This is a genomic window from Blautia sp. HA3515 (assembly GCF_059933065.1).
Genome location: NZ_JAYFUY010000153.1, coordinates 1 through 19,115 on the forward strand (window position 1 = coordinate 1; position 19,115 = coordinate 19,115).

Sequence of the window (19,115 nt, forward strand, 5' to 3'; positions counted from 1 at the left end):
GGAGGAAAAGGTTATGAAAAATTCTAAAAAGTTTGCTGCTCTGGCACTGAGTACAGCAATGACCGTATCCATGGCAGCCAGCGTATCTGCTGCTGTAGAATCCAAGGATGATCTTCCGGGAGCTACCATCGGTGTTCAGCTTGGTACAACAGGAGATCTGGGAGGCTTCTGAATATGAGAGTGAGGGTTCTACTGTAGAGCGTTACAGCAAAGGAAGTGAAGCTGTTCAGGCATTAAAGGCAGGACAGATTGACTGCGTGATCATTGATTCCCAGCCGGCACAGAAGTTTGTTGAGAACAATGATGATCTGAAGATCCTGGATGATCCGTTTGTGGAAGAAGAGTATGCGATCTGCGTAAAGAAAGGAAATACCGACCTTCTGGATAAGATGAACGGTGCCCTGAAAGAGTTAAAAGATGAAAAGGCGTGATCGATGATATCATGGCGAACTACATTGGCGATGAGATTGGTGAGCATCCTTATGAGTCCCCAGAGGATGTGGATCGTTCCAATGGCACACTTGTAATGGCTACCAATGCAGAGTTTGAGCCGTATGAGTATCATGATGGCGACGATATCGTTGGTATTGATGCTGATATTGCACAGGCAATCTGCGATAAGCTCGGCTATGAGCTTCAGATCGAGGACATGGAGTTTGATTCCATTCTTGCAGCTGTGAATTCCGGAAAGGCAAGATTTCGGCGCAGCAGGTATGACTGTTACTGATGATCGTAAAGAGAATGTTGACTTTACAGATACCTATGCAAATGCAAGCCAGGTAATTATTGTAAAGAAATAATGTGTAATAGGATTTTGGCGTTTTGACACCAAAGGCATAACATAATACGTAACAGAATATAAGAATTATACCGTAGACTACAGAGCTGTTGACATATGGATTGCCAACAGCTCTTTTCAAGGAAAACAGGAAGAATTATGTGGGAAAATATTAAACATGGATTTTATCTGAATTTATATTAAAGAAAACAGATACCAGTGGCTGTTGGACGGATTAAAAACAACGCTGGAGATTACAGTTTTCGCAGTGATCATTGGTGTGATCATCGGCTTTATTGTGGCGATCATCCGTTCTGCACATGACAAGAATGGCAAATTCAGGTTTCTGAATGGGATCTGCCGTGTATACCTTACCGTGATCCGTGGTACGCCTACCATGATCCAGCTGTTGATTATGAACTTTGTTATTTTTGGCGCAGTAACTGTAAATAAGATCATTGTGGGTGGCCTTGCTTTTGGTATCAATTCTGGCGCTTATGTGGCGGAGATCGTCCGTTCAGGAATCATGTCCATTGATCAGGGGCAGACAGAGGCAGGACGCAGCCTTGGACTGAATTTCTCCCAGACAATGCGTATGATCATCATCCCTCAGGCTTTTAAAAATGTACTGCCTGCATTGGTTAATGAATTTATCGTTCTGATCAAGGAGACTTCAGTGGTGGGTTACATCGGTATGATGGATTTGACAAAGGGTGCAATGCTGATCCAGAGCCGTACTTATGATCCTACCTGGCCGCTGTTTGCAGCAGCTGCTATTTATCTGGCACTTGTAATGACTCTTACTTACTTTATGAATAAACTGGAGAGGAGGCTGCGTACGAATGAGCGTGGATAAATCAAAAGTCCTGATCCAGGTACAGGATCTTAAAAAAGCTTTCGGTGCCAATGTGGTCCTGAATGGGATCAGCACAGATATTTGTCAGGGAGAGGTAGTAGCGATCATCGGGCCTTCCGGTTCTGGTAAATCTACATTTCTACGCTCCCTGAATCTTCTGGAAGAGCCTACCGGAGGTAAAATCCTGTTTGAAGGTACGGATATTACAGATCCTAAGGTAGATATTAACCGTCACAGACAGAAAATCGGAATGGTGTTCCAGCAGTTCAATCTGTTTCCTCACAAAACGGTAAAGGAAAACATCATGCTTGCTCCGGTTGCACTAAAGCTGATGACAAAGGAAGAGGCTTCTAAAAAGGCTGATGACCTGCTGGCAAGGGTTGGTCTTCCGGACAAGGCCAATGCTTATCCGGACATGCTTTCCGGCGGACAGAAGCAGCGTATTGCCATTGCACGTTCCCTGGCAATGAATCCGGATGTGATGCTTTTTGATGAACCTACGTCAGCACTTGACCCGGAGATGGTTGGAGAAGTTCTGGAACTGATGAAAGAGCTGGCAGAAAGCGGTATGACTATGGTAGTTGTCACCCATGAGATGGGATTTGCAAGGGAAGTGGCAACAAGAGTGGTATTTATTGATGATGGGAAAATTCAGGAAGAAAATACCCCTGAAGAATTTTTTAAAAATCCCAGGAACCCAAGACTTAAGGAATTCCTTTCCAAGGTATTGTGAGAAAAAGAATATTGGGAAGGACTGCAGGAGTGCAAAGCAGGGGGCAATCGGTGAAATCATGATTGATATAAAGAAAAACGAGGCTGATCAACAGTCTCGTTTTTGCATTTCAGAGTAACAATATTTAATGATGGCTTTACGGGTGATGATCCCGATAAAAAATCCCTGATCATCTACAACCGGAACATAATTCTGGTTAATGGCACGGTCTACCAGATCTTCCATATCAGAATTGATATGTACCGGCTTGTAATTGGCACGGCGCGGAATGGCCATGATCGGTACACTCTCTGCATTTTTCAGGTCTGAGATCTCCAGACGCTGCATGCCCCAGAGAAGATCTCCCTCTGAAATCGTGCCGGTGTATTTTCCGTCCGGACTTAACAAGGGAATACAGGAGAATTTTCTGTGTTCCATTTTTTCGAGAGTCTGCCGCAAGGTCTCATTTTCAAAAATATATGCTACCTCGCTTTTCGGGGGTTAAAAAAAATAATATATTCACAATGGATCCCTCGTTCCTATTCTTTTATAAGAGCGGTATGCCGCCCTGTGCTGCTTTTTCCTGGATCTCTTCTGGCCAAAGAGAAACATGGACTTCCCCGATATGTGCCTTGCGAAGGAAGAACATACAGATACGGGACTGTCCGATACCACCGCCGATGGTATAAGGCAGCTCCTTATTCAGAATTGCTTTCTGGAAGGGAAGCTCTCTCCGGTCGTCACATCCTGCTTCTGTCAGCTGTTTGTCCAGAGTATCTTCATCCACGCGGATACCCATGGAAGAAAGCTCAAGGGCAATGTCAAGTACAGGATAGTATACCAGGATATCGCCGTTTAATTCCCAGTCATCATAGTCCGGGGCACGGCCGTCATGACGCTCTCCATTTGTAAGGGTCTTTCCTACCTGCATCAGGAAGACAGCCCCTTTTTCTTTGACGATCTTGTATTCTCTTTCTTTTGGGGTGAGCTCCGGATACATATCTACCAGCTCCTGTGTGGAGACAAAAGCAATCTCCCGGGGCAGGATCTCTTCTAGGTAGTCATACTGTACAGCCATATATTTCTCTGTTTTGCGAAGAACGCTGTAAATGGCACGGACTGTGGAAATCAAGGTCTCCATGTTGCGCTCTTCTTTGGAAATGATCTTCTCCCAGTCCCACTGATCCACATAGACAGAATGAATATTGTCCAAATCCTCATCCCTGCGGATAGCTACCATATCAGTATACAGACCTTCTCCGTGGGAAAAACCGTATTTTTTGAGGGCATATCTTTTCCCCATTTGGCAAGGGAATGGACAATCTCAGCCGGTTGCTCCTGGCCTTTGATGTCAAAGCTTACAGGGCGTTCTACGCCATTCAGATTGTCATTAAGGCCGGAAGAAGGATCAACAAAGACGGGGGCTGATACACGGAGAAGGTTCAGCTTCTGTGCCAGTGTCTGCTGGAAAAAATCTTTGACAGTTTTAATCGCTACCTGGGTATCGTGGAGATTCAGGTCTGCATGATAACCCATGGGAATGATCAGTTGTTCCATAGGAACCTCCTTGTTATATATTAACACAGTATTCAAGTCGAGCAGTCGCGAGACTTGGCGCGTGATTCTGTTCAGCGTAAGCTGACATATTCTTTACAGAATCACTGCATATCCTCGCGGAGCGTTTATCTCAGTCGGAGATTGGACTCCCACTGTTACTCACCACCTGAAAGAGGTGGGAGTCTTCTCGACTGAGATAAAAAACTATCTGTGCAAAGAATAGTATAATTATAACAGGAAAATATGTAAATGGCAATTTACACCTTGAAAGAATTATATAAAATAGATAATATATTAGTATATTATCAGGAAAGATCGATTGAAATATGGTGTAGTATGAGGAAGGCAGGAAGGAGTTTTACAATGAGAAAAGAATGTCAGGTATGCGGCGGGCCGATTGTCAACGGAAGATGCAAGCTTTGCGGTATGCCATATCGAAATGATGAGATTTTGTATCACCTGAATGAGAATCGAAGAGATCATTATAAGCATGCCTCTTGGAAAGCCAGGATTATGATGGAGGATGAGGAACGTCCGCTGGGTGATAAGAAGCTACAGGAGTATCCGCAGGCTGGTCAGAAAAGGGCAAAGTCAGCCACAGGGACAGGCACCAAGGTGTCAGGAGCAGCAAAAAGCAATATGGCAAATACACAGGCCCGGGCTGCAGGAAGAAGTGTAGGATCGTATCCTGCTTCAGGAAGAAATAATGCAGCGGCAGGGAGAAGTCAAGGTGCGTATCAGACTGTGAGAGGAAATGCACAGCCAGCTGCCGGAACTATCAACAGGGAAAAGAAACGGAGAAGAGGAAGTGTCATATGGTTTATGGCATTGATTATTCTGATCAGTGTTGTACCGGCAGTGTTCGAAGAATTTAAGGATAGGACAGACTCTGTTTATCAGGAAACGTATGACAATCCGACAGAAGATTCCTGGGAGGAAGCGGACACAGTTATTACTTTGACAGGTGATGATCTACTGATGGTGGGAACAGACCTGGAAGCAGGATCCTATATCTTCACTGTGACAAAAGGGTATGCGAATATTCGTGTAGAACATAACGGACATAGTGCGATGTATGGGCTGGCACAGGATAATGAGAGAAAATTTTATCTTTCAGAAGGGGATATGATCTGGCTGGAGCCTTCTTCCCAGGATACAGATACAGAAAATGCAGAAGTAGAGATACAGGGGATTTAAAAAGGGGAGCTGCCGGGTGCTTCGAGGAGAGTATAAATAACTAAATAAGGGGATTGAAAAACGGCATTATTATATAGGATGGTAAAAAGAAGCAAAAGGCTTGATTTTATGCGGTTTTTATCATTTTATGTTTTACAGAAATGCAGATGATTTTATATAAAGTTGGGTAAAAGTTGGGTACAAATTTTGATATGGAATACTTAAAAATGGGTTATAGAAAATGAAACTAATAGACCATGCTTTGAAATCAGAAAAAAGAGGAGGTCAGATCAATATGTGTAGTGCATTGGAAGAATTGGTAAATGAGGGCATGGGAAAGGGCAGACAGGAAGGCAAGGAGGTAGAGGGATGGATCTTATCAAAATTGGAAAATACATTGCAGGTAAGCGAAAGTCATTGGGGATGACACAAAAGCAACTGGCAGAAAAAATAGGTATGAGTGATAAGTCTGTTTCTAAATGGGAGCGAGGAATCTGTTTGCCGGATGTATCAGTATACTTAGAATTATGCGAAATATTAGGACAATAAGCGGGGCATCCTCGGCAATTCAATTACCGAGATGAAAGCGCAGGATTGTGCATATCTGCACATTGAAAATAATATAATAATCGCTTGTACCTCTTGATATTGATGTCGTAACCGATATATAATCAGATCGAAAATATGTTTGCCTTTTGTTGCGCGTTTCTACTCATTATGTTATCCTATATGTATGAAAGAAAATCTAATACATTACAGAGACTTGCGTGTCGTTAATATCAATTACCACTATGGTATGGTCGGTGAAATACCAGCGAGAAATAAGAAAACAGCTATGGAAGGGAGAACTTGTGGAACCATTCCTATTATGTGGAAACGATCGGATCTGTATCTGAGGAAAATATCCGCCGTTATATTGAACATCAGAGCAAGTCGTATTAATTAAAGCGGACTGTGAATACCGGTCTGCGTGACTGTCTGAAGGGGGAAGAGGAATGCTGCTGTCACAGAAAACATCTGTAAAAATCCGGCCGGAATATTCCAATATCATAGGGCATATGTGTTATGCGGCTTCCAAACTCTGGAATGTCTGCAACTACGAACGTCATCATTATAAAGAACTGGGACTGGAAAAGTATCCGGACTGGTATTATCAGAAAAAAGCGCATAAAGGAGACCTGTGGTACAGACAGCTTCCGTCACAGACAGCGCAGGAGACCTGCAAGCAGCTGGATAAAGCCTGGAAATCTTTTTATGTCCTGAAAAAGACCGGAGGGATCAAAGATCCAAATCCGCCCCGTTTTAAACAGGACAATATACCGGTCACATACATGCAGATGGGGATCCGGCATGAGAAAGGCTCAGACCAGCTGCGGCTGTCCCTGCCAAAGGATCTGAAAAGCTATATGGAAGAAACCTACGGGATCCATGAAAAATTTCTATATCTTGAAAATAAGATTTTCAGGGACATGGATCATGTAAAACAGCTGCGGATCTATCCGCCGGAAAACGGAAAATGTGACCTTATTGTTATCTATGAGATTGAAGAGCCGGAACAGCTCTCCCAGAATGGACATTATTTTTCGATTGATCTTGGGCTTCACAATCTGATGACCTGTTATGATTCTGGAAATGGCAGGACTTTTATCCTTGGAAGAAAATATCTTTCCCTGGAAAGATACTTTCATAAAGAAATCGCCAGAGTGCAGTCTGTATGGTATGCGCAGCAGTCGGAAAGAGGAGTAAAATATCCAAGATCATCGAAACATATCCAGAGACTTTACAGGAAAAAGCAGAATGCAGTGAAGGATTACCTTCACAAAGCAACCAGATGGATTGCAGAATACTGCAGAAAAGAAGATATCCGCTGTGTGGTTGTGGGAGACATCCGAAATATCCGTAAAGAAAAAGATATGGGGCATAAGACCAACCAGAAGTTCCACAGCCTGCCATACAACAGGTTGTATATCATGCTGGAATATAAGCTGAAACTGTATGGGATTCAATTGATAAAACAGGAAGAGAGCTATACCAGCCAGTGCAGCCCGTTATCACCAAAAGTATCAAAAAGATATGCAGAAGCATCAAACCGAAAAGAACGGGGTATGTATATAACTGACGGAGTAAGATACAATGCAGATGCGGTAGGCGCGTTTAATATCCTGCGGAAATATCTTTCCGTATCCGGAAAACAGAAGGAACTGTCCGTAACCGGACTAAAAAAGCCAGAAATAATAAAGGTAGCTGCATAGCCGGAAGGCAAGCAGTATTGGTGTCATGGACGCACCCTGAAAAAGGCGGTATCCCGCCAGATTTCAGATGCTCTGGCAACTCAGTTGCCGAGTAGTTCACTGGACATTTTGCCTGTTCTGGCATATGATAATAACAGCTAAGGAAAGTTGTAAGATTCCATGTAGCAAAACGAAAGCCCCAGAGCTGCAACTCTGAGGGCTTTCTTGCTCGTTACGGTGAGCTAATCCGTTCACGCTGTTGCTGTCTATTGCTCTTTGTCCAGCCATTTGCATATGTAGTAGCTAACTACGCCTGCTAAAACGGAAACGAGATCGATACTCCTCTTGAAAAAAATGCTAAAAAAATATGTAAAAAACACATAAACAACTTGCCTTTTCCACAAAAATACAGTATAATAAATAGCGTAAACGATAACGCTTTTTATATTTTGGGGTGAAAAAAGGAGAAGGATCATGAAAACAGTAAAAGACAAACAGGTTTTGGTTGCAGCAGATTTTGCAGGATTTGAGTTAAAAGAGGCAGTTGTTGCTCACCTTAAGAAAAAAGGATGGACAGTTACCGACATCGGTGTTCGTTCTGCAGATGAAGAGAATCCGGAGATGTTCCACAGAATCGGATTAAAGGTTGGAGCAAAGATCTCAGAGGGAGAATTTGAGAGAGCTATGATCTTCTGCGGAACAGGTATGGGTATCCATATCGCAGCAAGCAAATGCCCGCATGTACACGCAGCAGTTGTAGAAAGTGTTCCAGCAGCACTTAGATGTATCACAGGTAATAACTGTAATGTAATCGCTATGGGTGGCCATTATGTTGCTCATCAGATGGGTATTGAGATCGCAGATGCATTCCTGGAGCACAATCTGGGTGATGGCTATGAAGACTGGCCGAATTTCTATGAGTTCCATAAACTTGCATATGATGAGCTGGAAGCTTTTGACTATGAAGAGTTCAAGAAAAACGGCTTTGAATTAAAGCATCTTGGAGAGGTTATCCTTCCAGACAGACCTGAGAAATAAGTAGGGAATTATTACCTGCCAGGAACAGGAATAGACGCTAAAAAACACTTTTTTGATTTATAGAATACACGCTTAAAAGACATTTTTGGTTCATAGGATACACGTTAAAAAACACTTTTTTTGGTTGACATTTTGTCGGTTCTGGCAGTATGATAATAACAGCTAAGAAAAGTTATGAGATTCCATGATAAACGAAAGCCCCCAGAGCTGCAGCTCTGAGGGCTTCTTGCAAATTGGGAGGGCATGCTATGAAGAATTATTCAGAAGATAACCGGCTGTATCATATTCAGGTAGCACCTGGGGAAGTGGGGAAATATGTGATCCTGCCAGGAGATCCAGGCAGATGTGAAAAGATCGCAAAGTATTTTCAGAATCCTGTACGGATTGCTGACAACAGGGAATTTGTAACATATACAGGAACGCTGGAAGGAGAAAAGGTCAGTGTAACATCCACTGGGATCGGTGGTCCATCTACAGCCATTGCTGTGGAAGAACTGTACCGATGCGGGGCAGATACATTTGTGCGGATTGGTACTTGCGGAGGCATGCAGCCGGAAATAAAAAGCGGTGATATTGTGATCGCTACAGGTTCCGTGCGTATGGAAGGGACAAGCAGGGAATATGCGCCTATTGAATACCCGGCAGTTCCAGATCTGGGAGTGACCAATGCACTGGCAGAGGCAGCCAGAAAGGCCGGATATGCTTATCATACAGGCGTTGTGCAAAGCAAAGACTCTTTTTACGGACAGCATGAGCCGGAAGTGAAGCCGGTAGGTTATCAGCTTCTGAATAAATGGGAAGCCTGGAAACGGATGGGATGCCTTGCCTCGGAAATGGAATCAGCAGCACTTTTTATTGTAGGAAGCTGCCTGCGGGTAAGGACCGGGGCCTGCTTTCTGGTGATCGCCAACCAGGAAAGAGAACGTCTGGGTCTGGAGACCCCGGTTGTGCATGATACGGATATGGCTGTGAGAACGGCTGTGGAGGGGATCCGCAACCTGATTCTGAAAGATAAGAATAGTAGATAATAACAATCGTAACGTTGAGGATACGGAACAGTTACAATGAAAGTAAAATCATAGAATCAAAACAGGGGCCATGCAGCTGCATATAAAACAGCTGTATGGCCCCTGTTGCATAAACAGAATATTCAAGTCGAATCATCCTGCGTATTGGGTTTCCGTGAACTGCTGATACTCTGCAGTTTCCGGATAAGAAGTTGCCGGAAGGATCCACCCGGTCATTCCCTTGGAAGAAATCTGGATATACATTTTGCCTTTGATCAGTGCACATTTATTGATGCGTACCCGATCTCCTTTAAGAATATTGAATTTCAATGTAGCATTTGCATAGGCGGTAGTATATACCGGGATATCACGGTTTGCGGTCAGATATCTGGATCTGCCGTTCAAGGTATAGATACTGGTGTATGAGCCATATTTGCTGGCTGGCACAAGAGTACCTCTGGAATACTTGTAGACAAACCGAATGGAATTAAGACCCAGTGAGTAAGAATTAAGCTCCTGGGAAACATACAGACGATTGCCTGAAACGCCGGTAACATACCCCATCTGATGATAGCCATAAGTCTCCAGGGTTTCCTGGAAATCAATGATCTCATTCAGCCTGCGTCCTTTGTACTGGAAGACCCCACATACCGGTCCGTCTCCGTTCTCAAACGCTACATACAGATAAAGGAAAGGCTTGCCGTTACTTAATGTATAAAGCTGGGCACACACATCCTCTGTGTAGAAATTGCGGATCGAGTTCAATGTGTAAGCCTTTTTGCCATTTACATAAATGGAAAAATCTGAGATGCTTCCGTCGCTGTCTGTGGCAGGGGTTGTCTTGATCTGGATCTTGTCACGCTTGCCATTACCTGTAATATCGTACTGCCGATAAATCCTGCCTGGCTGCAGTGTTACTTTGGTCGGGTTGGACTTGGCCTGTACAGGGCTTGCAAACAGCACACAAAGACCAAGTGTGAATAATAATGCAGCCGTTGAAAAAATATGTTTTACCTTTTTCATAGAAAACCTCCGCTTCTGGTAAGAGAAGAATAAGAATAAGAATAAATATATAGTTTCGACTACATTATAGAATCACAGGAGCAGATGCTGTAATCTGCAGTTTACAGGATGGCACCGGGCGCATATGCAAAAGGCCATTCCCATACCCTTGTGCAAGCACAGGTGGGAGAATGACCTTTTGACACAGTAATCTTCATATTAACTAACGAAAATAAACGTATTATCTTAATTAACGAAAATAAACTTATTATCCCCTTCCAGATAATAGTCAATGTTTTCGCGGACAACGATCTGCGGAGGCAGGAAATTAAGCTCCTGGGAAGGGAGGGTGCCGAACAGAACGTATTCCACCAGATAAACGATTGAATAATAAATCTGGGCTGCAGGATTCTGATATACCACAAATGTGCAGGCATCCTTTTCCATCAGCTGCTTCATATCCTGGCTGGTATCATAACCTACAGCGATTGGCCGGGACTCCTTTGGAAGCTGACTTAAGTATTTGCCGGCACCGATCACTCCCGGGGAGCTGACGGTATAGATCCCGGCAATATCCTGGTGCTCTGCCAAAGCCTTTTGTACCAGATCGATAGCAAGATCATCCCAGTCTTTATATTCGCCGCCGGGGATCACCTGAATGCCGGGATAATCTCTGGCTGTTTCCAGGAAACCTTTGATCCGTTCTTCATGGGAAAGTACAGAATGAAAGCCTGGCATGGCCAGTATCTTTCCTTTGCCCTGAAGCATTTTGGCCATCAGATTAAAGGATACACGACCAGCCATAAATGGATCCATTCCCACATGGAACAGGCGCTTGGTGCCTGGTATATCAGAGTTAAAGGTGACTACAGGTATCCCCATATCTGAGATCCGGTCGATGTAAGGAGCAAGCTCCTGACCGCTGGCATTCAATGAGAAACCATCAATATTGGAAAAGTCAATATCTTTGATCACTTCAATCTGGGACTGGGGATCCAGGGCATTGCACCTGTATGTAATGATCTCGATCTTGTAATGGGTAAAATGTTCAATGGCTTTCTTCAGACCGGCAGTAAATTCATCTACAAAGTATGCCGGATATTTGGCGTAGATCACTGCAATGCGAAGACGTTTGCTGCGGCTTAAAGCACTGGCGATCTTGTTGGGCTGATAACCCATCTCATCAGCGATTTTTATGATTTTTTCCTTAGTGGAAGGGCTGATGCGTCCACGGTTATTCAGGGCACGGTCCACAGTGCCTACAGATGTGCCGGCACGTTCTGCTATTTGTTTTAGTGTAATCTGCGACATATGATTGGTCCTTTATTATGTTTAACAATTGGCATCAGTGCTCTCCATACTGGAGAAACTCCAGTTCAAAGCCATTAGGGTCTTTGGTAAGGCCGCCTGTAAAATCAAGATTTTTAACGTAAGAAACAGGTACATGGAATACAAAGCCTGCATCAGTAAGCTTCTTCTCCAGAGCGCGGATGTCTTCTACCTCAAAGGCAAGATGACGGGCACATCCCTTATTGGTAGCATCTACATCTAACTGGGGAACATCATAATAATACTGGATCAGTTCCAGCTTGCCACCTGACGGGAGGGCAAAATAACGAAGGAAATGATCCCCCATATCTACAGAAGGAAGAGCCTGAAGCCCCAGGATCTCTCCGTAAAAATGAAGCGTTGCTTCTACGTCTTTAATATTGATGGTAACATGGTCCATTGCTTTAATCATTTCTGAATCCTCCTCATAATAAAAAGTCATAGTATCGTTTGAATTTCCGATGTCTTTTGAAAGACTATTTTTTGAAATTATACCATATACGTAAAGCATATCCAAGGTTTTCCAGGGAAATACATGGCAAAACACCTGGCGGAAAATTACCTGTGAACAGTAGCTGGCGGGATACTGACCTGCGAACAGTAACAAACAAGGTATTTTTCAAAAAGAATGTGGAAAATACACAAATCAAAACAGGGATTTTGCGAATGCGTCAAATTATTAAAAATAAAAATCTTTGCTGTTTTGAATAAAATAATCATACCACATGATCAAAATAATTACAATATCCAAAAAATCCATTTGACATCATGTGTAATATGTGGTATATTCAAATTGCGTAAACGAAAACGCATAACAAAACAAACAAAAACCATGAAAATGGCCACTTGAAATGGTCAAAAACCAACTTTGTGTAAAAAGGTCATAAAATACAAAATAAAATGTGGTAAATCCACAAAAAGATATTGCTTTTTCCAAATAAGCGTGTTATAGTGAGGACAACCCACAAATAAGATAACAACAAAAGGAAAAAGAGAGGTAGATTTATGATCTGTACGTTGACCATTAATCCGGCAGTAGACAAATTGCTTTTTATACCGGAATTACATAGAGATAACACCAACAGGATCCAGCGCATAGAGGAAGTGCTTGGAGGCAAGGGAACTCACGTATCTGTGAATTTAAGTATCTTAGGATGCAGTAACCGAGCATACGGCATCGGATATGGACAGACAGGAAAACGGATTGAGAAAATACTTTCCGATGGCAGTGTAGATGTAGCTTTTTTACACTTTGATGAGGGAGAATCCCGTACCAATTACGCACTGATCGAAGATGATCATATTTGTACTTTGATCACTGAGAAAGGGAAGACAGTCCCTGAAAAGATATGCAGACAGCTGATCGATCATATGATGGATACCATGAATGATGGTGATGTACTGGTGTTGTCAGGAGATGCGTCCAATACAGAGATTCCTTTCATTTACAATGAAGTAGTAGATGAACTGATGGGAAGAGGCAAACACATCCGGGTATTCCTTGATACAAGCTCTGAGAATCTGATCCTGGGACTTGAGAGAAAACCATTTCTTGTAAAGCCTAACGAGGATGAGCTTTCACAGATCATGGGCAAGCCTGTATCTACCGACGAAGAAGTGCTGGAAGGGATTCAGCTGATTTCAGAAAAAGGGATTCCCTGTGTGGCAGTTTCAAGAGGCGGTAAAGGTTCCATTGTGAAATATCAGGGAGAGATCTACAAGGTGCACCCTTTGAAGGTGAATGTGATCAACACCATAGGATGCGGGGATGCATATTTAAGCGGCCTTGTATACGGCTTTGAAAAAGGAATGGAGTTTCCGGAGATCTTAAAGCTGGCAACAGCGATCTCGGCTGCAACTGCAGAGTCAGACCTGACAGTGGGATATGATCTGAACCGTGCCATGGAATTAAAAGACCAGGTACAGCTTGAAAAAATGGAATAAAGAGAACGGGGGGCCGCGGCCGGGGATGAGGGCGTAGCAAAAGTTCTTTTTATAAATAACAATGCGACAACGCAACAAGAAAAGGAGAAGGTGGATTTATGAAGAAAAGAGTATTTAGTGCATTAATGGCAGCAGCATTAACAGCAAGCATGGTTTTTGGAACTGTGGCAGCATCCGCTGAGGAGAAGAGCAACGAGGATATCACAATTGGTATTTCCATGTGTGCAATTGAGTCCCAGATGTGGGCAGAGTATCAGTCAACAATGCATGCAACCTGCGATGAGATGGGTGTTAAATACACAGAAGTAATTGCTGAGAATGATACACAGAAACAGAATCAGCAGATCGAGAACCTGATCTCCAGTGGAGCAGACGCTATCGTAATCGCTCCTGCAGATGGCGAGGCAGTTGTAGCTGCTATCAAGAAATGTAATGATGCAGGCGTTCCGGTTGTTATGGCAAACAGAGCTGCTGGTGAAGGCGCAGAGGTTGTTGGTACAGTTACATCTGACAATGAGGCAATGGTTCAGAGAGAGCTTGAGTACATCCTGGAAAAAGCAAAAGAAGACGGAACAAAATATAAAGTTATCAAACTGGTAGGAAGCCTTACAGATGCAAATGCAATCGCTCGTGATAATGGTTTCAACGCAGTTGCGGACGCTAACCCGGATGTATTTGACGTTGTTTCTGAAGTTGCTACAGAGTGGAAAGGTGAGCTTGCTCTTGCTGGTATCTTAAGTGCATTTGAGGAAAACCCGGATGTAAACATGATCTTCAGCCCGTCAGACGCACTGCTTCCATCTATCATTTCCGGACTGCAGCAGCTTGATAAATACAAAAAGATCGGCGAAGAAGGCCATGTGACTCTGGTTACATTCGACGGTGCTAAAGATGCTGTTGATGCTATCAAAGAAGGTTATGTAGATGTTGTTTCCGTACAGGATGCTACAAACCAGGCAAAACTTTGCATCGAGGCAGCAGTAGCAGCAGTTAAGGGCGAAGAAGTTGAGTCCATGACAGACCCAGGATTTGAAGTAACAGCTGATAACGTAGACGAGCTTGGATTCGAGGGATATTGATTCTTTTATTAAGAGGATATGCCTTGCCTGATGGCAGATAGGCATAAGTTACGAATTTGGGCAGATATAATATCTGCCCAATATTCATCTTAGATCAAGGTGAAGATGGATAACATTCGCTTACGGCTTCCCGGCCGTGGCTGAAAAGAAACGGTCTGATCTACGGCCGAAAAGCCGTGGGCGGATGTATGAGGATTAGGTTTACAAAACCTGAGAAAACGGATAGAGAGGTTGGAATATGAAACAGTTAAAAAAGGTTTTTAGTTCAGTGGATGCGATCATCTGGTTCATTTTAGCCTTCCTGATCGTGGCAATGATTGCAGTTCCCAATTTTGCCACCATGAACAATTTCAAGAATATTCTCAGTCAGTCATGTGTTTTGCTTACTGTAGCATGCGGCGTACACTTTGCTGTGCTTAACGGAGGCGTGGATTTCTCCAGTACTTCTATCATCGCACTGAGCAGTGTGGTCGGTGCTTCCATTATGAGCGAGACAAGCGGATATCTGGCTGGTAAATGGTATGCCATTCCTGTGGCAATTCTTGCAATGCTGGCTCTTGGCGCTGCTTTTGGAGTGGTTAATGGTATTGCTGTAACCGTGTTTAAGATGCCTTCCTTTATCGCAACCATGGCTACACAGCTGATCGGTACAGGTATTGCAGTTATTTATTCAAGCGGAAAGACGATAGGCGGTCTCCCTGATTCCTTTGCTGATTTCGGTGGTGGTACACTTTTCGGAATTATTCCTAACGTATTGATCCTTGCATTGGCAGTGATGCTGATCAGCCATATTATCTGCAGCCGTACTCTTTATGGACGCAGATTATACTCTGTAGGAACTAATCCAAAGGCTGCCCTGATCTCCGGTATCCCGGTAAAGAAAACCATTTTCTGGATCTTTATCCTTAGCGGTCTTTGCTCCGCAGTAGCCGGAATCATTATGATGGGTCAGATGCAGTCTGGTGCATCCAGTTATGGAGCCACACTTTTCAATGACATTATGGGAAGTATCATCGTAGGTGGTACAAGCCCGGCAGGTGGTTCAGGAAAGATTCCAAACACAGTACTTGGTGCTGTATTGATTATTCTGATCAATATTGCTCTGAATCTTTTAAATACACCTTATTTTATCATTACAATGATCAAAGGTCTGATCATTCTGTTTGCGGCAGCAATCGAAGTATTCAGAAAGAGAAAAGAGAGAGCATAGGTTACTGGATCCGATCCTGTAAGATCAGAAAGAGAGTATAGATTACAGAATAAAGAGAAAAGAGAGTATGGATTACAGGATAAAGAGAAAAGAGAGTATGGGATTACAGGATCCGGTAATGCAAGATCAGAGAGAGGAAGTGAAGAAGTTGACTGAAAAACGGGATATTATTTTACAGATGGAACATGTTACCAAGTCTTTTGCTTCAGTACAGGTTCTGAAAGATATTACGATCGCACTGAAAAAAGGTGAGATCCTGGGTCTGGTAGGTGAAAATGGTGCCGGAAATCAACTCTTATGAATGTACTTGGAGGTATTCATCAAAGAGACGGCGGAAAGATCTATCTGGAAGGAAAAGAATTTGAGCCTACAAATCCAAAGGTGTCAAAGGCAGCAGGTATTGCATTTGTGCATCAGGAGCTCCGAACCTTTTTACCAACCTGACAGTATATGAGAATCTTTTCATCACAGAGATGAAAAGGACAAAAACAAAAACCATTGATAAGAAAACAATGAAAAAAGATCGCCAATGAGCAGCTGAAAGAGCTGGGCATTGAAGGCTTTGATGCAAATACGATCGTAGGAACCCTTCCCATGGGACAGCGGCAGCTGATCGAGATCATTAAGGCCATTATGCAGGACGCAAAGATCATTGTACTGGACGAGCCTACCACATCTCTTTCAAATAAGGAGAAAGAAAAGCTGTTCGGAATCATGCACATACTTCAGGAAAGAGGAAAATCCATGACTCTTCCATTTCCCATATTCTGGAGGATGTATTTGAACACTGTGAAGAGATCGCTGTATTGCGTGATGGGGAGATCATTTCCCAGAAGAAAGCTTCCGAGACAACCAATGCAGAGGTGATCAAGCAGATGGTTGGCCGTGGAACTGAGTAATATTTATCCTACTGTGGAAAAAGAAATCGGGGATGTAGCTTTTGTGGCAAAGGACATCTGCCAGGAGGGCAGATTTGAAAATCTTGGCCTTGAGATCCGTGAAGGTGAGATCCTGGGACTGTTCGGACTGATGGGAGCAGGGCGTACCGAGTTCCTTCGCTGTCTGTTTGGCGTGGATCCTATTTCTGAGGGACATATTTCCTATAAAGGACAGGAGATCACTCCGATCACCCCCATCAACTGTATTAAAAATGGTATGGCATTTATCACAGAGAACCGTCGTGAGGAAGGTTTGATGATGCCGAAGACCATCAAGGAAAATGTGGTTATGGCCAGCCTGGATGATATTTGTGATAAGTCATTTATCAATCGTCAAAAAGAGTCAGAACATACAGATAGGATCGTTAAGGAACTGCGGGTCAAAACCTTTGATGCATCCAAACAGGCTGTGATCAATCTTTCAGGTGGAAATCAGCAGAAGGTTGTATTCGGTAAGTGGGTATTGAAGGAGCCGAAGATCTTCTTCCTGGATGAGCCTACAAGAGGTGTGGATGTAGGAGCAAAATACGAGATCTACAGCATTATCAATGATCTTGCAAAGAATAAATCTTCTATCCTGATCGTGTCTTCTGAAATGGAAGAACTGATGGGTATGTGTGACCGGATCCTGGTAATGAGCCATAACAAGATCACTGGTGAGCTTGAAAAAGGCGAGTACAGCCAGGAAGGTATTATGAAAGCAGCAATAGCAACAGGAGGTGGAAAGTAATGGAAACATCCCAGGCAAGAAAAGATGCGATTTTTAGAAAAAAACTGGTGGATACCTTCTGTAATTACGGAATTTATATCATATTCCTGATTATGATCATTTATTTCTCCGTACAATCTACCGGCTTCCTTTCTTTGAGCAATGCAGTTACAGTACTTCAGCTTTCCTCTACACTGGGGATTTCTGTAGTAGGTATGTTCTTTGTGCTGATTACAGGTGGTATTGATATTTCCGTAGCATCTAACATGTACTTTTCAGCAGTTGTGGGAACCACACTTCTGAATAATCTTGGATGCCCGCTGATCCTTTGTTTTGTAGGATCTTGCTTAAGCGGTCTGTTGATCGGATGCATCAATGGTTTCTGCGTATCCAGATTGAAGATCGTACCATTCATTACAACCCTTGCAACTTACAGTGTGGCAAAAGGACTTGGACTTATGTTTACCAATCAGCAGATGCTTTTCCTGGATGCAAAGGTAAGAGTTTTTTCTTCTACCAGGATCTTTGGTATCCCACTGATGGTTTACATCTTCCTTGTAGTTGTTATCCTTGGGCATTTTGTCCTTACAAAAACCCAGTACAGGCCGCCAGCTGTTTGCCTGTGGCAATAACCTGACAGGTGCAAATAAAATGGGTATCAACGGACCAAGGGTTGTATTTATCGCTTATGCAATATGCGGCACACTTGCAGGACTTGCTGGTATGGTGAATGCGGCAAGACTGAGCGTTATCAATCCTAACTTTGCACAGAACGATGAGTTTACTGTTATTTCCTCAGCAGTTATCGGCGGGGCCAGCCTTTTCGGCGGTAAAGGAAAGGTGATCCCGGGAGCGATCATTGGTATCGTTATGGTACAGGTCATCAGCAACGGACTTACCATTATTGGAGCTTCTGCATATATCCAGAATATTTTCAAAGGACTGATCATTTTCGTAGCAGTAATGGTAGACAGTATCAAGAATAATGGAGATATTCATTAATCAAAAGTAAAAATGTCAGGAATTTCCTGAAAAACGATAGTTCCGGTATGGATTTCGTGATATAATCATACCATTCTTAGTACTATATCAAATTGATACCGGAGGTAATCTGTAATGAATGACAACAGAAAAAAGAATAAAGAAAGACAGGCACACATTGCCCGGCTTCTGGAAAAAAATGAACGCATTAATGTGAATCAATTGTTTGAGATACTCCAGGTATCAAAGGAAACCATCCGCCGTGACCTGAAAGAGATGGAAGAAGCAGGGATCATCCAGAGAGTACATGGAGGAGCAGTTTTATCAGAGGCATCCAAAGGAGTGAAGGAGTATCCCCTTCTCACCAGGGAGATCCGGAATTACTCTGAAAAGATCCGGCTTTGCCAGAAGGCAGCAGAGTATATTGAAGATGGGGACACCATCTTTATCGACAACAGCTCCACTACTTTGAATCTGGTATCTTACATACCGCAGGATTATCGGGTGACGATCATTACTAATTCCATCCGGCTTCTGGTGGAAGCGTCCATTGCGGACCATCCCAGCC

General features: G+C 43.2%; 22 protein-coding genes and 4 pseudogenes. 21 read left to right on the plus strand and 5 right to left on the minus strand.

Annotated features, from left to right (window positions below; all coding sequences use genetic code 11):
* The first annotated feature begins 131 nt into the window (after positions 1-131).
* The 4 genes and pseudogenes from R1Y93_RS12285 (at position 132) to R1Y93_RS12300 (ending at position 2,367) form a co-directional block, all read left to right on the plus strand.
* Positions 132-431: a type 2 periplasmic-binding domain-containing protein gene (locus R1Y93_RS12285; RefSeq protein WP_500823025.1), complete on the plus strand. Its 300-nt coding sequence runs from the start codon at positions 132-134 to the stop codon at positions 429-431.
* A gap of 80 nt (positions 432-511) precedes the next feature.
* Positions 512-797, plus strand: a pseudogene (locus tag R1Y93_RS12290) (transporter substrate-binding domain-containing protein); the annotation flags it as partial.
* 207 nt (positions 798-1,004) lie between these two features.
* The gene (locus R1Y93_RS12295; protein WP_500823026.1) at positions 1,005-1,634 is read left to right on the plus strand and encodes an amino acid ABC transporter permease; all 630 of its coding nucleotides are present in this window, start codon (positions 1,005-1,007) and stop codon (positions 1,632-1,634) included.
* A complete protein-coding gene (locus tag R1Y93_RS12300; RefSeq protein WP_500823027.1) occupies positions 1,621-2,367 on the plus strand; it encodes an amino acid ABC transporter ATP-binding protein in 747 nt (248 codons plus the stop codon). The genes R1Y93_RS12295 and R1Y93_RS12300 overlap by 14 nt, the downstream gene beginning before the upstream one ends.
* Positions 2,368-2,454: 87 nt before the next feature.
* On the opposite strand, the pseudogene R1Y93_RS12305 reads toward R1Y93_RS12300, so the two are convergent.
* Positions 2,455-2,869 (minus strand): annotated as a pseudogene (locus R1Y93_RS12305) (CBS domain-containing protein).
* Between the two features lie 24 nt (positions 2,870-2,893).
* Positions 2,894-3,903, minus strand: a pseudogene (gene asnA / locus R1Y93_RS12310) (aspartate--ammonia ligase).
* Positions 3,904-4,266: 363 nt separating this feature from the next.
* Here asnA and R1Y93_RS12315 point away from each other — a divergent pair.
* The 7 genes and pseudogenes from R1Y93_RS12315 (at position 4,267) to udp (ending at position 9,376) form a co-directional block, all read left to right on the plus strand.
* Positions 4,267-5,100, plus strand: a complete 834-nt coding sequence (locus R1Y93_RS12315) for a hypothetical protein (RefSeq protein ID WP_500823028.1) — start codon at positions 4,267-4,269, stop codon at positions 5,098-5,100.
* Positions 5,101-5,374: 274 nt separating this feature from the next.
* Positions 5,375-5,506: a hypothetical protein gene (locus R1Y93_RS12320; RefSeq protein WP_500823049.1), complete on the plus strand. Its 132-nt coding sequence runs from the start codon at positions 5,375-5,377 to the stop codon at positions 5,504-5,506.
* A pseudogene (locus tag R1Y93_RS12325) lies at positions 5,449-5,622 on the plus strand (helix-turn-helix domain-containing protein); the annotation flags it as partial. The gene R1Y93_RS12320 and the pseudogene R1Y93_RS12325, both read left to right, overlap by 58 nt.
* Before the next feature lie 327 nt (positions 5,623-5,949).
* A complete protein-coding gene (locus tag R1Y93_RS12330; protein WP_242995826.1) occupies positions 5,950-6,021 on the plus strand; it encodes a hypothetical protein in 72 nt (23 codons plus the stop codon).
* A 53-nt stretch (positions 6,022-6,074) separates the two neighbouring features.
* Positions 6,075-7,331 carry an RNA-guided endonuclease InsQ/TnpB family protein gene (locus tag R1Y93_RS12335; RefSeq protein WP_500823029.1) on the plus strand — a complete coding sequence of 419 codons (1,257 nt, stop codon included), beginning with the start codon at positions 6,075-6,077 and terminating at the stop codon, positions 7,329-7,331.
* A 453-nt stretch (positions 7,332-7,784) separates the two neighbouring features.
* Positions 7,785-8,348 carry an RpiB/LacA/LacB family sugar-phosphate isomerase gene (locus R1Y93_RS12340; protein ID WP_500823030.1) on the plus strand — a complete coding sequence of 188 codons (564 nt, stop codon included), beginning with the start codon at positions 7,785-7,787 and terminating at the stop codon, positions 8,346-8,348.
* Positions 8,349-8,596: 248 nt separating this feature from the next.
* The gene (gene udp, locus R1Y93_RS12345) at positions 8,597-9,376 is read left to right on the plus strand and encodes a uridine phosphorylase (RefSeq protein ID WP_500823032.1); all 780 of its coding nucleotides are present in this window, start codon (positions 8,597-8,599) and stop codon (positions 9,374-9,376) included.
* Between the two features lie 132 nt (positions 9,377-9,508).
* On the opposite strand, the gene R1Y93_RS12350 is transcribed toward udp, so the two are convergent.
* The 3 genes from R1Y93_RS12350 to R1Y93_RS12360 all read right to left on the minus strand — a co-directional run bounded on the left by R1Y93_RS12350 (position 9,509) and on the right by R1Y93_RS12360 (position 12,098).
* Positions 9,509-10,378 (minus strand): hypothetical protein, encoded by an 870-nt coding sequence (locus R1Y93_RS12350; protein ID WP_500823034.1) that lies wholly within the window; start codon positions 10,376-10,378, stop codon positions 9,509-9,511.
* Between the two features lie 225 nt (positions 10,379-10,603).
* Positions 10,604-11,668, minus strand: a complete 1,065-nt coding sequence (locus R1Y93_RS12355; protein ID WP_500823036.1) for a substrate-binding domain-containing protein — start codon at positions 11,666-11,668, stop codon at positions 10,604-10,606.
* Between the two features lie 34 nt (positions 11,669-11,702).
* Positions 11,703-12,098, minus strand: coding sequence for a VOC family protein (locus R1Y93_RS12360; protein ID WP_500823037.1), 396 nt, complete (start codon positions 12,096-12,098; stop codon positions 11,703-11,705).
* 593 nt (positions 12,099-12,691) lie between these two features.
* On the opposite strand from R1Y93_RS12360, the gene R1Y93_RS12365 reads away from it, so the two are divergent.
* The 10 genes from R1Y93_RS12365 to R1Y93_RS12410 all read left to right on the plus strand — a co-directional run.
* Positions 12,692-13,630, plus strand: coding sequence for a 1-phosphofructokinase family hexose kinase (locus R1Y93_RS12365; protein ID WP_500823038.1), 939 nt, complete (start codon positions 12,692-12,694; stop codon positions 13,628-13,630).
* Positions 13,631-13,728: 98 nt separating this feature from the next.
* Entirely contained in the window at positions 13,729-14,709 is a 981-nt protein-coding gene (locus tag R1Y93_RS12370; protein ID WP_500823039.1) for a sugar ABC transporter substrate-binding protein, read from the plus strand.
* A gap of 238 nt (positions 14,710-14,947) precedes the next feature.
* Positions 14,948-15,919 carry an ABC transporter permease gene (locus R1Y93_RS12375; RefSeq protein WP_500823040.1) on the plus strand — a complete coding sequence of 324 codons (972 nt, stop codon included), beginning with the start codon at positions 14,948-14,950 and terminating at the stop codon, positions 15,917-15,919.
* Between the two features lie 67 nt (positions 15,920-15,986).
* Positions 15,987-16,220 (plus strand): hypothetical protein, encoded by a 234-nt coding sequence (locus R1Y93_RS12380; protein WP_500823041.1) that lies wholly within the window; start codon positions 15,987-15,989, stop codon positions 16,218-16,220.
* Entirely contained in the window at positions 16,217-16,363 is a 147-nt protein-coding gene (locus R1Y93_RS12385) for a hypothetical protein (protein WP_500823042.1), read from the plus strand. The genes R1Y93_RS12380 and R1Y93_RS12385 overlap by 4 nt, the downstream gene beginning before the upstream one ends.
* A 93-nt stretch (positions 16,364-16,456) precedes the next feature.
* On the plus strand, positions 16,457-16,786 hold the full coding sequence (locus tag R1Y93_RS12390) for an ATP-binding cassette domain-containing protein (protein WP_500823048.1): 330 nt from the start codon (positions 16,457-16,459) through the stop codon (positions 16,784-16,786).
* A gap of 18 nt (positions 16,787-16,804) precedes the next feature.
* Entirely contained in the window at positions 16,805-17,587 is a 783-nt protein-coding gene (locus R1Y93_RS12395) for an ATP-binding cassette domain-containing protein (RefSeq protein ID WP_500823043.1), read from the plus strand.
* Positions 17,587-18,198: an ABC transporter permease gene (locus R1Y93_RS12400; protein ID WP_500823044.1), complete on the plus strand. Its 612-nt coding sequence runs from the start codon at positions 17,587-17,589 to the stop codon at positions 18,196-18,198. The genes R1Y93_RS12395 and R1Y93_RS12400 overlap by 1 nt, the downstream gene beginning before the upstream one ends.
* Positions 18,146-18,568, plus strand: a complete 423-nt coding sequence (locus tag R1Y93_RS12405; RefSeq protein ID WP_500823046.1) for an ABC transporter permease — start codon at positions 18,146-18,148, stop codon at positions 18,566-18,568. The genes R1Y93_RS12400 and R1Y93_RS12405 overlap by 53 nt, the downstream gene beginning before the upstream one ends.
* Positions 18,569-18,682: 114 nt before the next feature.
* Positions 18,683-19,115, plus strand: a 433-nt coding sequence (locus R1Y93_RS12410; protein ID WP_500823047.1) for a DeoR/GlpR family DNA-binding transcription regulator, incomplete at its 3' end; no start/stop codon positions are given.